8 protein-coding genes, 1 tRNA gene and 2 pseudogenes are annotated in these 15,478 nt (G+C 72.3%); 8 read left to right on the plus strand and 3 right to left on the minus strand.

The window, feature by feature from the left end; translation table 11 throughout:
- Positions 1-23 precede the first annotated feature (23 nt).
- Complete coding sequence (locus JW592_RS02530; RefSeq protein WP_307805263.1) at positions 24-1,391, minus strand: glycosyltransferase 87 family protein; 1,368 nt, start codon at positions 1,389-1,391, stop codon at positions 24-26.
- A gap of 153 nt (positions 1,392-1,544) precedes the next feature.
- Here JW592_RS02530 and JW592_RS02535 point away from each other — a divergent pair.
- The 6 genes and pseudogenes from JW592_RS02535 to JW592_RS32430 form a co-directional block, all read left to right on the plus strand.
- Positions 1,545-1,617, plus strand: a tRNA-Ala gene (locus JW592_RS02535).
- A 378-nt stretch (positions 1,618-1,995) separates the two neighbouring features.
- Positions 1,996-4,869 (plus strand): leucine--tRNA ligase, encoded by a 2,874-nt coding sequence (leuS, locus tag JW592_RS02540; RefSeq protein ID WP_209263186.1) that lies wholly within the window; start codon positions 1,996-1,998, stop codon positions 4,867-4,869.
- Positions 4,870-5,101: 232 nt separating this feature from the next.
- Complete coding sequence (locus JW592_RS02545; RefSeq protein WP_209263187.1) at positions 5,102-5,920, plus strand: hypothetical protein; 819 nt, start codon at positions 5,102-5,104, stop codon at positions 5,918-5,920.
- A 35-nt stretch (positions 5,921-5,955) separates the two neighbouring features.
- Complete coding sequence (locus tag JW592_RS02550; protein WP_209263188.1) at positions 5,956-6,801, plus strand: DegV family protein; 846 nt, start codon at positions 5,956-5,958, stop codon at positions 6,799-6,801.
- An 874-nt stretch (positions 6,802-7,675) separates the two neighbouring features.
- Positions 7,676-8,491, plus strand: coding sequence for a ComEA family DNA-binding protein (locus JW592_RS02555; RefSeq protein ID WP_307805264.1), 816 nt, complete (start codon positions 7,676-7,678; stop codon positions 8,489-8,491).
- 281 nt (positions 8,492-8,772) lie between these two features.
- A pseudogene (locus tag JW592_RS32430) lies at positions 8,773-11,235 on the plus strand (ComEC/Rec2 family competence protein); the annotation flags it as partial.
- Between the two features lie 46 nt (positions 11,236-11,281).
- Here JW592_RS32430 and JW592_RS32435 read toward each other — a convergent pair.
- Complete coding sequence (locus JW592_RS32435) at positions 11,282-11,527, minus strand: hypothetical protein (protein ID WP_307805281.1); 246 nt, start codon at positions 11,525-11,527, stop codon at positions 11,282-11,284.
- Between the two features lie 170 nt (positions 11,528-11,697).
- Between JW592_RS32435 and holA the strand changes: the two are divergent.
- Positions 11,698-12,621 (plus strand): annotated as a pseudogene (holA, locus tag JW592_RS32440) (DNA polymerase III subunit delta); the annotation flags it as partial.
- A 274-nt stretch (positions 12,622-12,895) separates the two neighbouring features.
- Here the strand turns inward: holA and rpsT are convergent.
- Entirely contained in the window at positions 12,896-13,162 is a 267-nt protein-coding gene (gene rpsT / locus JW592_RS02565) for a 30S ribosomal protein S20 (RefSeq protein ID WP_209263191.1), read from the minus strand.
- A gap of 308 nt (positions 13,163-13,470) precedes the next feature.
- Here rpsT and lepA point away from each other — a divergent pair, with 308 nt between their 5' ends.
- On the plus strand, positions 13,471-15,348 hold the full coding sequence (lepA, locus tag JW592_RS02570) for a translation elongation factor 4 (protein WP_209263192.1): 1,878 nt from the start codon (positions 13,471-13,473) through the stop codon (positions 15,346-15,348).
- Positions 15,349-15,478: the final 130 nt, after the last annotated feature.

Genomic DNA, 15,478 nt, shown 5'->3' on the forward strand with positions numbered 1-15,478 from the left:
CCCTGCGACAGCCTGAAGGCCGGTCACACCGGCGCCGATTCCCCCTCCTTCACACTCGTCCCTGACGCCCTGCCGCGCAGTGTGCGCAGCGCCACCACCGCCGTGACGGCCAAGAAGGCGGCGCCCACCAGTGGATAGCAGGCCGAAAGCACCATCTCGGCACCGCTCTGGCGTAGTTCGGGAGGGTGCGCGGACCCCGCGTCCCGGGGCACCCACCACAGCGCGTACGAGCAGAACACCAGCCCGGCCAGCAGCGCCCCGGCCAGCCAGCGGCGGCTACCGCGGCGCTGCGCCTCCGTGCCGAGCAGCAGCATCAGCGGCAGGCACCACACCCAGTGGTGCGACCAGGAGATCGGGCTGATCAGCAGCGCGGTGACCGCGCAGGCGACGACGGACCAGGCTCTCGCGTGCGGCAGCCCGCGCCGTTCCGCGAGGGCTGCCGCCACAGCCGTGGCCAGGCCCAGAACGGCCACCGGGAAGGCGAGCGCCATCCACAGCCCGCCGGGCTCACCGGTGTGCAGCAGCCGGGCCGCGACGCCGCTCAGGGACTGGTTGTCGGTGATCTCCGTCCGCCCGACCCGGCCGGACTGGAAGACGGCGCCACCCCAGAAGCGCAAAGAGTCGTGCGGGAGCACCACGGCCGACAACAGCGCCGTGCACAGGAAGGTCACCGTGGCGACCGCCGCCTGCCGCAGCCACGGGTTCCACAGGCTCACCGGCCGCCCGGTGTGCGGCAGCCGCCGCCAGGCACGGGCCAGCCCGTACAGCGCGAGGAAGACGGCGAACATGGCGGGCGTCAGCTTGATCCCCGCCGCGACGCCGATGCCCACCCCTGCCCAGCGGTGCCCGGGGCGGCGCGTCAGGTCCCACAGCACCAGCACCGCGAGCAGCAGATTGATCTGGCCGTAGCGCAGTGTCGTCCACACCGGCTCGCACCACACCATGGCCGAGGCGATCGCCAGCGCCGCCGCCCAGCGCGGGACGCGCGCCGGGCGCCCCAGCAGCCGCAGCGACAGGTGGGCGAGCACGACCAGCAGGCCCAGGTTCACGAACGTCGCCGCCCCGCGCATGCCGGCCACGTCCAGCAGCGTCAGCGGGAGGAACAGCAGCGCGGCGAACGGCGGGTAGGTGGCGGGCAGGCCGGCGTAGGTGGCACGCATCGAGTACAGGTCGTCACCGCTGCGCACCGCCCAGCCCTCTGCCCGGTAGACCATGAGATCGATCATCGAGACGTTCGCCGTGCGCTGTGCGGCCCAGAAGGCGGCGAAGGACACCACGGACGCGGCTATCGCGAGGGTGACCGGCCGTCGCAGCAGATGTCTGGCGAATCCGACCTGCCCCAGAAGCGTCGGCGGCCGTCTGGTCTCTGCGACCTGGTGCGACGTGCTCACGGGCCGACAGTACCGACCCGCGCCGGATAAGCGGTGGCGGTCAGTGGCCGCCTGCCGGGGCGGGCGCCCGGGAAAGCGATTTGCCACAACGCGGTGCACCCCGTGTAAGCTGGCGAAGCCGCCGCGGGGAAGCCCCCGGCGGACCAGGAATCTGGGGCTATAGCTCAGTTGGTAGAGCGCTTGCATGGCATGCAAGAGGTCAGGAGTTCGATTCTCCTTAGCTCCACGGAAGCGAGAGGCGAGGTGTGCCTGCGGAGAGCGCAGGCTGCCTCGCTTCCTTTGTTTTTTGCGCGGCTTCGCCGCGCGGGGTGGGGGCTTCGCCACCCACACCCCCTTGGGTGGGTGCTCCCCCTCGTGAGGGGTGGGGTTGCTCTGCTTCCGGGGTTGCTCTCTTTCTCAGGTCGTTGCTCCCCCGTGAGGGGGTGGGGGTGGGTGCGGTACCCTGTGCGCTATGCGTGCCGTACGCCTTCTGCTTAGCGAGCCGCGCTGAATCACGCCGGTCCCTCTCCCGCGGACCGGAATCGGCGCGGCTCCCCCTCCTGTGCGAGGGGTTTTTTCGTTTCAGGAGCGCTGGGCAGAGACGACCGATGGAGCTTTGAGGACGATGAGCGAGACGACCACCGCCGCCGAGACCGCGGCCCCTTATCGCTACACGGCGGCACTGGCCGCCGACATCGAGGCACGCTGGCAGGACTTCTGGGAGAAGCACGGCACCTACGAGGCGCCCAACCCCGGCGAAGGCTCGCTGGGCGGCGATCCGGAGCAGGCCGCCAAGCCCAAGAAGTTCATCATGGACATGTTCCCGTACCCCTCGGGTGCGGGACTGCACGTCGGGCACCCCCTGGGCTACATCGCGACGGACGTCTACGCCCGCTACGCGCGGATGACCGGGCACAACGTGCTGCACACGCTGGGCTTCGACGCCTTCGGCCTGCCCGCCGAGCAGTACGCCGTACAGACGGGCACACACCCGCGCGCCTCGACCGAAGCGAACATGGTGCAGATGAAGGCGCAGCTGCGCCGCCTGGGGCTGGGACACGACCAGCGCAGGTCGTTCGCGACGATCGACCCCTCGTACTACCGCTGGACCCAGTGGATCTTCCTGCAGATCTTCAACTCCTGGTACGACACCGAGGCCCGCAAGGCGCGCCCCATCGAGGAGCTGGTCGAGCAGTTCGCCTCCGGCACCCGTGAGACCCCTGAGGGCTGGGGGCCGTGGAGCGAGCTGAGCGAGCGGGAGCGCGCCGACCTGCTGGGCGAGTACCGACTGGCCTACGCCTCCGACGCACCGGTCAACTGGAGCCCCGGGCTGGGCACCGTACTGGCCAACGAGGAGGTCACGGCCGACGGCCGCTCCGAGCGCGGTAACTTCCCCGTCTTCAAGGCCAAGCTGCGGCAGTGGAACATGCGGATCACCGCCTACGCCGACCGCCTGCTGGAGGACCTGGAGGAGCTGGACTGGCCCGAGGCGATCAAGCTGCAGCAGCGCAACTGGATCGGCCGCAGCGAGGGCGCCCGCGTCGACTTCCCGATCGACGGCGAGCGCATCCCGGTCTTCACCACCCGCCAGGACACCCTGTTCGGCACGACGTACATGGTGCTGGCTCCCGAGCACCCGCTGGTCGAGCAGTTCACCCCGGCCGCCTGGCCGGAGGGCACCCGCCAGGTGTGGACCGGCGGCTATGCGACGCCGACCGAGGCGGTTGCCGCGTACCGCGCGGAGGCTGCCTCGAAGTCGGACGTCGAGCGGCAGGCCGACGCCAAGGACAAGACCGGCGTCTTCACCGGCGCGTACGCGACCAACCCGGTCAACGGCGAGCGGATTCCCGTCTTCATCGCCGACTACGTCCTGATGGGCTACGGCACCGGCGCGATCATGGCCGTCCCGGCGGGCGACCAGCGCGACTTCGAGTTCGCGCGCGCCTTCGAACTGCCGATCCGCTGCATCGTCGAGCCGACCGACGGCCGGGGCACCGACCCCTCGACGTGGGAGACCGCTTTCGGCTCGTACGACGCGAAGATCATCAACTCCGCCAACGACGAGATCTCCCTGGACGGCCTGACCGTCGCCGAGGCCAAGGCGCGCATCACCGAGTGGCTGGAGCGCGAGGGCATCGGCGAGGGTACCGTCAATTTCCGGCTGCGCGACTGGCTGTTCAGCAGGCAGCGCTACTGGGGCGAGCCCTTCCCGATCGTCTACGACGAGGAAGGCATCGCCCACGCGCTGCCGGAGTCGATGCTGCCGCTGGAGCTGCCCGAGGTCGAGGACTACTCGCCGCGCACCTTCGACCCGGACGACGCCGACACCTCGCCGGAGACCCCGCTGTCCCGCAACGAGGAGTGGACCAACGTCACCCTGGACCTGGGCGACGGCAAGGGCCCGCGGCGCTTCCGCCGGGAGACCAACACCATGCCCAACTGGGCGGGCTCGTGCTGGTACGAACTGCGCTACCTGGACCCGGACAACGACGAGAAGCTGGTCGACCCCGAGGTCGAGCGCTACTGGATGGGCCCGCGGGAGGGGCAGCCCACGGGCGGCGTCGACCTGTACGTGGGCGGTGCCGAACACGCCGTGCTGCACCTGCTGTACGCGCGTTTCTGGTCGAAGGTGCTGCACGACCTGGGCCACATCTCCTCGGCGGAGCCGTTCCACAAGCTGTACAACCAGGGCATGATCCAGGCGTATGTCTACCGGGACGCACGCGGTATCGCCGTCCCCGCTGCCGAGGTGGAGGAGCGCGACGGCGCGTACTACTACCAGGGCGAGAAGGTAACCCGGCTGCTGGGCAAGATGGGCAAATCCCTGAAGAACGCCGTCACACCGGATGAGATCTGCACCGAGTACGGCGCCGACACGCTGCGGCTGTACGAGATGGCCATGGGCCCGCTGGACGTCTCCCGGCCCTGGGACACCCGCGCTGTCGTCGGCCAGTTCCGGCTGCTGCAGCGGCTGTGGCGCAACGCCGTGGACGAGAAGACGGGCGAGCTGAAGGTCGTCGACAGCGAGCCGGACGAGTCCACGCTGCGCGCTGTGCACAAGGCGATCGACGGCGTCACCCAGGACATGGCCGGGCTGCGGTTCAACACCGCGATCGCCAAGATCACCGAACTGAACAACCACGTCACCAAGCTGACCGAGGTGCCACGCACCGTGGTCGAGACCATGGTGCTGCTGGTCGCCCCGCTGGCTCCGCACATCGCCGAGGAGCTGTGGCGCAAGCTGGGTCACGAGGAGTCGGTCGTCTACGAGGACTTCCCCGTCGCCGACCCGGCCCACCTGGTGGACGAGACCGTCACCTGCGTCGTGCAGGTCAAGGGCAAGGTCAAGGCCCGGCTGGAGGTGTCGCCCTCCGCCTCCGAGTCCGAGCTGGAGGCCCTGGCGCTGGCCGAGCCGGCGATCGCCAAGGCGCTGGGCGGAGCCGAGGTGCGCAAGGTGATCGTGCGGGCTCCCAAGCTGGTCAACATCGTTCCCGCGTAGTGCCTGCCGGCCCCTGCCGCGGCAGGGGCCGGCAGGACCTCCGTGCGGAGATCGATGCGGATTTCCGTGCGGACTTCCGTGTGGAGCTCCGTGCGTGTGCGGAGATCCGTGCGGAAACCGACCCCTACGGGACGTTACGGGGGCGGCTCCGGGTCGACTGGAACCCGGCGGCGCCCCCGCCCGTTTACGCTGAACGGAGACGGGTGACGGACGGACGACGAAGGAGCGATCTGTGGACGTGGGAGTCGTCATCGGCCTGATGTTCGTGCTGGCCGTCCTCATCTTCGGCACGATTGTCACGCTGCGGGTCGTCCGGGCCGTCAAACGCGGCGTGGAGCGCACCGGAGCGCAGGTGCGGCGCACGGCGGAGGAGACGCTGCTCAAGGCCCGCTCGGCGCAGCCCGGCCCGGTCGGCGAAGCCGCCCGTATCCGCCTGGAGTTGCGCTCCTCGATCGACGGCACCCGTGCCGCGCTGGAAGCCGGCGCGCGGAACGACCCGAGCCTCGCCGAAGCCGTCGATCTCCTCGACAAGCTGCACGAACACGCCCGCCACCTGGACGGCGAACTGCGGCTGCTGATGGAGCGAGAGCCGAACCACTCCCGGATCGCCGACCGGCTGCCCGAGGCGCGGGAGCGGATGCGGCACATCAAGGAGTCGGCGGACTCGCTGCGCTTCGCGGCCCAGGACCGGGCACGGCAGTTCGACCTGGAGGGGCTGAAGTCCCTCCGTGAGCGGATCGACATCGAGTCCGGTGCCCTCCGGCACTGGACCCCGGGCCCCGACCCCGCGGACGACAGGACGTCGTCCGGCTCCCCGTCGGCCGACGGCTTGCCGTCCGGCGCCCAGTCGTCCGGCGCCTCGGCCACCGACGCCTCCCGGCCGGACGCCGTTCCCGCCGACGGGCAGGGTGAGGAGCCCAGGAAGCCCGAGCTGGGGCCGTCCGAGCAGGACGGTCTCCAGGCGTCCCTGGCCGATCTGACCGATCCCACCGCCGAGCGGAAGGGTCCGGTGACGGCGTTCGAGAAGCGCCGCCCGCGGAGCGCCTCCTGAACAGCCCCGGTCCGCCGCCCGATACGCTCCGTCCCATGCACGGCCTCCTTGCGATCGTCACGGATTCCACCGCCTATCTGCCGCCCGAGGCGCTGCGGCGGCACGGGATCGAGGCCGTGCCGCTGACCGTCGTACTCGGCGAGGAGGCGCTGGAGGAGGGCACCGAGATCTCCGCCCGTTCGCTGGCGAGCGCCTTGCGCGAGCGGCGCCCTGTCACCACCTCCCGGCCCAGTCCGGAGACCTTCGCGCGCACCTACCGCGCGGCGGCCGAGGCGGGCGCGGCGGGAGTTGTCTCGCTGCACCTGTCGGCCGAGTTCTCCGGCACCTACGACGCCGCCCTGCTGGCCGCCGGGCAGGCGCCGGTGCCGGTGCGCGTGGTGGACACCGGAGTTGTCGCCATGGCCCTGGGATTCTGCGCCCTGGCGGCCGCCGAGGCGGCCGAGGCAGGAGCGTCGCTGGACGAGGCGGTAGCGGCGGCGCAGAAGCGCGCCGAAGGCACCTCGGCGGTCTTCTACGTCGACACCCTCGACTATCTGCGCCGGGGCGGCCGCATCGGCGCCGCCCAGGCGCTGCTGGGCTCCGCGCTCGCCGTCAAACCGCTGCTGGAGGTGGCGGACGGCCGGATCGGGATGCTGGAGAAGGTCAGGACCGCCTCCAAGGCCATCGCGAGGCTGGAGGAGATCGTGGTCGAGCGGGCCGGGGACGCCCGGGTGGACATCGCGGTGCACCACCTGGCTGCCGCCGAGCGCGCCGAGCAGCTCGCGGAGCGGTTCCGCACGCGGGTCCCGGGGCTGCGGGAGCTGCATGTGAGCGAGGTGGGCGCGGTCATCGGCGCGCACACAGGTCCTGGGCTGCTGGGGGCCGTGCTCTCCCTCAGATGAGTGAGCGAGTTTTCCACAACTCGCGGGTTGTCCACCGGAATCGAGCAAGATCACTGCGCTGAGGTCCGGCTGCCTACCGTCGGTGGGCATGAGCGAACGAGCAGTAGAAGCAGCAGCAGAGGCAGAAGAAGCAGCCGAAGCAGCGAAGTCAGCCGGTGTCCGGGGCGGGCAGGCGGTGCCGGAGTACGCGGCGGGTGGGGGAGCCGAGGGCGCCCTCGGCGGGAGCGTGGCCGGAACGGGTGCGGGAGCTGGAATCGGGGCGGGGGCCGGGAGCGGCGAGGGGAGCGGCGGCGGTGCCGGGATCAGGCGGCCTCCGCGCCGTCGGCCGCCCCGGGGTCCTCGCGCGGCCCCGGGCCCTGGGCCGGGGCGACGGCGTGCACACGGCCGGCCACGACGGGTGCGCCCACCGGCTCAGGAGCCCCGCGCGGCGCTCCGCGCCCGCTCGCTGCTGACGGAACCCCCTCCCAGCGAGCCCTCGGGCCCCGAGCCCCCTGCGAGCACGGTGCCGGAAGCGCTGCCGGAGGCGGAACGGCCGGATTCCGCTCCCGACCCCGATCCCGACCCCGCTTCGGCTCCCCTCCCTGTGATGCCGCGCGCCGAGGCCATCGCGGCGGCCCGTGCGGCTGTGCGGGACGGCAGGGAGCGCAACGGCCACCAGCGCCGTGCTGTGCCGGGTTCCGGCGGCCCGCAGACTCCGGTGCCGACTCCGTCTTCGTCTCCGGCTCTGTCACTGGCTCCGACTGCGGTTGCGGCTCCGCCCGCACGCCCGCCATCGGTACGGGGACCCGGCCCTCGCACCGAGCCCCTGCCCGAGCCGGTGTGGCCCGAAGCGCTCGCTGAGCCGGGGCCCGGGGACGGTTCGGAGCCGGGGCGGGTGGGTGGCGGCTTCTTCACCGAGCAGCGGGAGGAGCGAGAGGAGCCCGAGCAACGGGACAGGGTGTCTGGCCGGCTGTCGTTGCGGGAGCGCTGGGGGCTCGCCCTGGAGGAGCGGCTGCCGGTGTGGCTGCGGGTTCGGTGCGGGATGGAGCCCAAGACACTGGTGGCGCTCTGCCTGGTGCTGTTGGTCGCAGTCGGCTTCGCGGTGCACCACTTCTGGACGGGACGGCCCCAGGAGGTCGCGGTCCCCAGCGCACCGAGCGCCCCGGAGGGCGGCGCTTCGGCACCTCCTACGGAGGGCGGGGCCTCCCCTGCCCTCGCCGCAGGCGGGGCCGCCCCGGGCGCGACCGGCGCCGCGAGCGGCAAGCGGCTGGTGGTCGACGTCTCGGGGAAGGTGCGCAATCCAGGGGTGCGGCGGCTGCCCGCCGGGTCACGGGTGGCCGACGCGCTGGAGGCCGCAGGCGGGGTGCGCAAGGGAGCAGATACCAAGGGCTTGAACCGGGCCCGACTGCTGGTGGACGGCGAGCAGATCGTGGTGGGCGCGCCCGGCGGCTCCCAGGCCGCCGCCGGCACCGGGCCGGGCCCCGCACCGGGACCGGCCGGCGGAGCAGGTGCCTCGGGAGCGCCGATCAGCCTCAACTCGGCCACCAAGGAGCAGTTGGAGACCTTGCCGGGCGTCGGTCCCGTGCTGGCGCAGCACATCATCGACTACCGCACAGAGCACGGCGGCTTCCGCTCGATCGACCAGCTCCAGGATGTCAACGGCATCGGGGAGAAGCGCTTCGCGGACATCAAGCCGCAGGTGACGCCATGAGCGGCGGCGGGCCGGCGGCCGGAGCACGTGCCGGACCGCGCCCCGGCGGGCCGCCGGACGCACGGAGCGCGGAGGAGGCGCCGGTGCCCGGTCCGGGCCTGTCCCCGGGCCCGGCGACGGACGGCTTGTCGTCGCGGGAAGAACCCTCCGATCTGCGGCTGGTGCTGCCCGCTCTGGCGGCCTGGGCGGCGGCAGCCTTGGCGCTGGGCGCATCGGCGGAGCAAGCCGCGATCGGTGTGGCTCTCTGCGCTCTGGTGGGGCTGACTCTGCTGGCCTGGTCGATGAAGAGCGCCCGGGCCGACGGGAGCCATCCGGCAACCGCGCATGCCCCAGCTCCGGCCGCGACGCTCCCCTCCCACCTCTCCCGCCCCGCGCGCCCAGGCCGGCCAGCGCCTCGTCGGCGGCGTCCCGGCCGGAGGCTGCTGGTGGGTGCCGCGGTCACCTGGCTGTGTGCCGCGGCGGCGGGCGGCAGCGCGGCGCTGTACGCCGCCGATCTGCACAGAGGGCCGTTGCCGGGGCTGGCCGACAGCCACGCGCGGGCCACCGTCGAGGTCACTCTCACCAAGGACCCACGGCTGACCCGGCCCAGCACGCGGGGCGCGCGGCAGTTGGCCGGGATGGTGGTGGCCCCGGCCCGGGCGGTCGCGCTGGTGGACGAGGACGGTGCCAGGACCCGGCTGCGTACCCCGGTGCTGCTGCTCGTCCGGGTGGAGCAGGACGGTGACGGGGGCGGTGGAAAGGAGGCCGCGGCGAAGGCGGCGCGGTCCGGATGGCTGCGGCTGCTTCCCTCCACCCGCCTGCGGGTACGGGCCGAGCTCGTGCCGCCCGCCTCCGGCCGGAGAGGGGGCCAGGACATCGCGGCGGTGCTGCGGACGGGCCCCGGGCCCCCGGAGATCGTCGCCGGGCCGACGGCTGTCCAGCGGGCTGCGGGCGAGCTGCGGGCCGGGCTTCGGGAGGCGAGCGCGGGGCTCGGTGCGGACGCGCGAGGGCTGCTGCCCGGCCTGGTGGTGGGGGACACCTCGCGACTGAGCCAGGAGCTGGTCGACGCGTTCCGCACGACGGACATGAGTCATTTGCTCGCCGTAAGCGGGGCAAACCTCTCCATCCTGTTGTTCGTTCTGATCGGACCGCCCGGGCTGGCGCACCGTGCGGAGCGGCGGGGTCTCGCGCCCCGGCTCGGACTTCCCCTGCGCGCTACCGCGGTGGTGGCCGCGCTGCTGACGCTGGGCTTCGTGGTGGTGTGCAGGCCGGAACCGAGCGTGCTGCGGGCGGCGGTGTGCGGCCTGATCACGGTGTGGGCGATCGGTACCGGGCGGCGGCGTTCGCTGCTGCCCGCGCTGGCGGCAGCGGTGCTGCTGCTGGTCTTCTACGACCCCTGGCTGGCACGGGACTTCGGGTTCCTGCTCTCCGTGCTGGCCACGGCGTCCCTGCTGACGGTGGCGCCCCGGTGGTCGGCGGCGCTGCGGCGGCGCGGCTGTCCGGGCCGGCCGGCCGAGGCGCTGGCGGCAGCGGCCGCCGCGCAGGCGGCATGCGCGCCGGTGGTCGTGGTGCTGGCGGCACATGTGAGCCTGGTTGCGGTGCCGTGCAACCTCCTCGCGGAGTTCGCGGTGGCACCGGCCACGGTCCTGGGTTTCGCCGCGCTGGCGACCGCACCGGTGGCGATGCCGGTGGCGAAGGGGCTCGCGTGGCTGGCCGGTTGGCCGGTGGAGGCCATCGCGGGCATCGCGCGGGCGGGTGCCGGGCTGCCGGGCGGGGAGATCGGCTGGCCCGCCACCTGGACGGGTGCGCTGGCGCTGGCGGTCACGCTGGTCGTGGTGCTGGTGGTGGGGGCCCGGCTGACGTCGCCGTATCGACGGTGGCTGTGTGCCGCCTGCGCGTTGGTGCTGCTGCTGGTGGTGCTGCGGCCGACGCCGCTGGTGCGGCCGTTCACCGGGTGGCCGCCCACGGGGTGGCGGATGGTGGCCTGTGATGTCGGGCAGGGCGACGCGCTGGTGCTGGCCGTTGACGGGGAGCGGGGCGGCTCGGGCGGGGCGGTCGTGGTGGACGCGGGTCCCGATCCCGAAGCCGTCGACAGATGCCTGCGTCAGCTGGGGGTGCGCACGGTTTTGCTGGTCGTGCTGACCCACTTCCACGCCGACCATGTGGCCGGACTTCCGGGGCTGCTGCGCGGACGGAGGGTGGGAGCGATCCAGACCACGGGTCTGGCGCGGCCGCCGGGCCAGGCGGAGTTCGTACGCGGCACGGCGCGCCGGGCGGGGGTCCCGGTGCTCGGTGCGCGGGCGGGGGAGCGGCGCCGGGCCGGGGATCTGCGCTGGGAGGTGGTGTGGCCGCCGTCCCCGGCCGCGGGCGGCACGGGGGCCGGCGCACACGGCAGCGGGGGAGGAGAGGAGCGGAGCGGGGAAGGTGCCAACGACGCGAGCGTCACGCTGCTCGTCCGTACCTCGGGCCTGCGGCTGTTCCTTCCGGGGGACCTCGAACCTGCGGCGCAGCAGGCGCTGCTGGCCCTGCGGCCCGACCTGCCGCGGGTCGACGTGCTCAAGGTTGCGCACCATGGCTCGCGCTTCCAGGACCCGGAGCTGTTGCGGCGGTTGCGGCCACGGGTGGCCCTGGTCTCGGCCGGCCGGGAGAACCCGTACGGACACCCGGCGCCGGAAACGCTGAACGAGCTGACGGCCTCCGGGGCCCTCGTGGCGAGGACCGATCGGCACGGCGCCCTGGCCCTGATGAGGCGCCCGGACGGCACCCCCGCCGTGGTGACCCAGCGGGGCAGCCCCCTCGCCGTCGGGACGGTCAGCCGCGCTCCAGCCAGCCCTCGTGGGCGGCGGCGAGGGAGTCCAGCAGGGCGGGGTCGTAGGCGGCCTGCGGGTCTTCCAGGACCACCAGCCACTGGGCGTCCTCGGCGTCGTCCTCCCCGGCGAGCGCTTCGCGGACCAGCTCGGGTTCCTCGGCGAGCCCGAGGCGCACTTCGAGCTCGGCGGCGACCTCTTCGGCCGCGTCCCTGTCGGGCAGCACCAGTACATGCCGTACGTCGTTCACCGGGGCATTCTCTCAACGGCGCCCCGGAGAGTGGCTCCGCGGGGGAGCCGCGGAGGGCAGCTCCACGGGCCGTGGTGTCGGTGCGGCGTGGGATGCTGGTCGCGATGGCTGGTACGCGTAAGAAGACCTCGGACGATCCGCTCGCTTCCGTCACCGTGGCGGTGGGGCAGGAGGAGCTGCTCATCGACCGCGCCGTGCGTGCGGTGATCGACGCCGCGCGGGCTGCGGACGCCGACACGGACGTGCGGGATCTGGCGCCTGGCGACCTCCAGCCCGGCACGCTGGCCGAGCTGACCAGCCCCTCGCTCTTCGCCGAGCGCAAGGTCGTCGTCGTGCGCGGGGCGCAGGATCTGCCGGCGGACACCGTCAAGGATGTGAAGGCGTATCTGACGGCCCCGGTGGAGGAGATCACCCTGGTCCTGGTGCACGCGGGCGGCGCCAAGGGCAAGGGGCTGCTGGACGCGGCCAAGAAGGCGGGCGCGCGCCAGGTGGACTGCCCGAAGATGACCAAGCCCGCCGACCGGCTGGCGTTCGTCCGCGGGGAGTTCCGGACGCTGGGGCGGGCCGCGACACCCGAAGCGTGCCAGGCGCTGGTGGACGCCATCGGCAGCGATCTGCGCGAGCTGGCCTCGGCCTGTACGCAGCTGACCGCCGATGTCGAGGGCACCATCGACGAGGCCGTGGTCGGGCGCTACTACACGGGCCGGGCCGAGGCATCCAGCTTCACCGTCGCCGACCGCGCGGTCGAGGGGAAGGCGGCCGAGGCGCTGGAGACGCTGCGCTGGGCGGTCGCCACGGGGGTGGCGCCGGTGCTGATCACCAGCGCGCTGGCGCAGGGGGTGCGGGCCATCGGCAAGCTGGCCGGGGCACCGCGCGGTGCGCGGCCGGGCGATCTGGCCCGTGAGCTGGGCATGCCCCCCTGGAAGATCGACCGGGTACGGCAGCAGATGCGCGGCTGGACGCCGGACGGTGTGGCTGCGGCGCTGCGCGCTGTCGCCGAGGCGGACGCGGCCGTCAAGGGCGGCGGAATGGATCCGGAGTACGCGCTGGAGAAGGCCGTCGTGACCATCGCCGGTGCCGCCCGCTCCCGCTGAGCCGGTCGGCGCCCGCCCGCGGGCCCTGGGCCACGCGCTCCCACATGGCGAAGGCCCCGTCCCGGGGCCCTGGGGAGGGGCTCGGGACGGGGCCTCGCTTCGTACTGTGTGGTGCGCCGCACCCGCGTGGCGAACGCAGGCCGCGTGCGGCGCGCTGTCTCAAGCGGTTGCCCGGGCGTACGGCGGATGAGAGAGGGCCCGCCTCACAACGTCCGAGCGGTCGGAGACCGACGAGCTGCGAGAAGCTCCGCGAAGAAGCTCCGAGAAGCTGAGGTCAGCCCTTGAGAGAGGCCACGTGCTTGGCCAGCGCCGCCTTCTTGTTGGCAGCGTTGTTCTTGTGCAGCACGCCCTTGCTGGCGGCCTTGTCGAGCTTCCGGGCGGCGTGCCGCTGGGCTGCGAGCGCCTTGTCGGTGTCGCCGGCGGCCACGGCCTCGCGGGTGCGACGGATCGCGGTCTTCAGCTCGGACTTGACGGCCTTGTTGCGCTGCCGTGCCTTCTCGTTGGTCTTGATCCGCTTGATCTGGGACTTGATGTTCGCCACGAATGAGCCTTTGCGGTTCGGAGATTCACACTCGGTGCCGGAAGGCACCGTCCAGTGCCATCAGGCACAGTCGGTCAGGCTACCAGTCGGGGTACCGGCCCTCCCAATCCGGGCGGTACCCCGCGCGCATGGGACCATGGGATACGACACACCGTCTCGACCACCGGCTCGACGGGGCCCGTACCGGCTCCCGAACGCGTCCGGGAGCGCCCCGAGGGCGCCTCCGTGCGACCGTACCGGGACGTGCGAGACCTCGCCGCAAGACCCGACAGCCCGAAACCGACAGGCCAGAACCGACAGGACACTGCGTGCCCGCGACCCCAACGAACGCGCCGGAGCCGAGCCGTACCGACCCGGCGCTGATCCGTAACTTCTGCATCATCGCGCACATCGACCACGGCAAGTCCACGCTTGCCGACCGGATGCTTCAGCTGACCGGCGTCGTGGACAAGAGGCAGATGCGTGCGCAGTACCTCGACCGTATGGACATCGAGCGCGAGCGGGGCATCACGATCAAGTCCCAGGCCGTGCGGATGCCCTGGGCGCCCACCGACAATCCGGACACCCCATACGTCCTGAACATGATCGACACCCCGGGCCACGTGGACTTCACCTATGAGGTCTCGCGTTCGCTGGCGGCCTGTGAGGGGTGCATCCTGCTGGTCGACGCCGCGCAGGGGATCGAGGCGCAGACCCTCGCCAACCTCTATCTGGCGATGGAGCACGACCTCACGATCATCCCCGTGCTGAACAAGATCGACCTGCCGGCGGCGCAGCCCGAGAAGTTCGCTGCCGAGCTGGCCCACCTCATCGGCTGTGAGCCCGAGGACGTGCTGCGCGTCTCCGCCAAGACCGGCGAGGGCGTCGAGGAGCTGCTGGACCAGGTCGTCCGCCAGGTCACCCCGCCCGTCGGGAACGCGGACGCACCGGCCCGTGCGATGATCTTCGACTCGGTCTACGACGCGTACCGCGGCGTCGTCACCTACATCAAGGTCGTCGACGGCATGCTCAGCAAGCGCGAGCGCATCCGCATGATGTCCACCGGAGCCACCCACGAGCTGCTGGAGATCGGCGCGAACTCGCCGGAGATGACGCCCGCCGACGGGCTCGGCGTGGGCGAGGTCGGCTATCTGATCACCGGTGTGAAGGACGTCCGCCAGTCCAAGGTCGGTGACACGGTCACCCTCCTGGCCAAGGGCGCCCAGGAGCCGCTGCCCGGCTACAAGGACCCCAAGCCGATGGTGTTCTCGGGGCTGTATCCGCTGGACGGTTCCGACTACCCCGAGCTGCGGGACGCGCTGGACAAGCTGCTGCTCAACGACGCCGCGCTCACCTACGAGCCGGAGACCTCGGCGGCGCTGGGCTTCGGCTTCCGGGTGGGCTTCCTGGGGCTGCTGCACCTGGAGGTGATCCGCGAGCGGCTGGAGCGCGAGTTCGGCCTCGATCTGATCGCCACGGCGCCCAACGTCATCTACCGCGTGGAGATGGAGGACGGCACCGAGCACGTGGTGACCAACCCGAGCGAGTTCCCCACCGGGAAGCTCGCCACGGTGCACGAGCCGGTGGTGCGGGCCACGCTCATCGCTCCCAGCGAGTTCATCGGCGCGATCATGGAGCTGTGCCAGTCGCGGCGCGGCAACCTCCAGGGCATGGACTACCTGTCCGAGGAGCGGGTCGAGCTGCGCTACACGCTGCCGCTCGCGGAGATCGTCTTCGACTTCTTCGACGCGCTGAAGTCCAAGACCCGCGGCTACGCCTCGCTGGACTACGAGCCCACGGGTGAGCAGACGGCCGACCTGGTCAAGGTGGACATCCTCCTCCAGGGCGACAAGGTGGACGCGTTCTCCGCGATCGTCCACAAGGAGAAGGCGTACGCCTACGGCACCCGGATGGCCAACAAGCTGCGGGAGCTCATCCCCCGGCAGCAGTTCGAGGTGCCGATCCAGGCCGCCATCGGCGCACGGGTCATCGCCCGCGAGACGATCCGCGCCATCCGCAAGGACGTGCTCGCCAAGTGCTACGGCGGTGACATCTCGCGGAAGCGGAAGCTGCTGGAGAAGCAGAAGGAAGGCAAGAAGCGGATGAAGGTCGTCGGCCGGGTGGAGGTGCCGCAGGAGGCGTTCATCGCGGCGCTGTCCAGCGACGACGCCGCGGGTGACGGAAAGGCCGCCAAGGCGAAGAAGTAGCCCCCGGCCTGCGCGGGCTGCTGGCCCCGCGCCGGCTGCGCACTGCTCCGCCGGCAGGGGGCTGGTTCCCGGCTGCCCCTTGTGGCGCGTCGCAGTCCGCCGGTGTGTTGTGGCTGCTGGGGGCACCTCC

This window comes from Streptomyces spirodelae (assembly GCF_017676385.1).
Taxonomy (GTDB): Bacteria; Actinomycetota; Actinomycetes; order Streptomycetales; family Streptomycetaceae; genus Streptomyces; species Streptomyces spirodelae.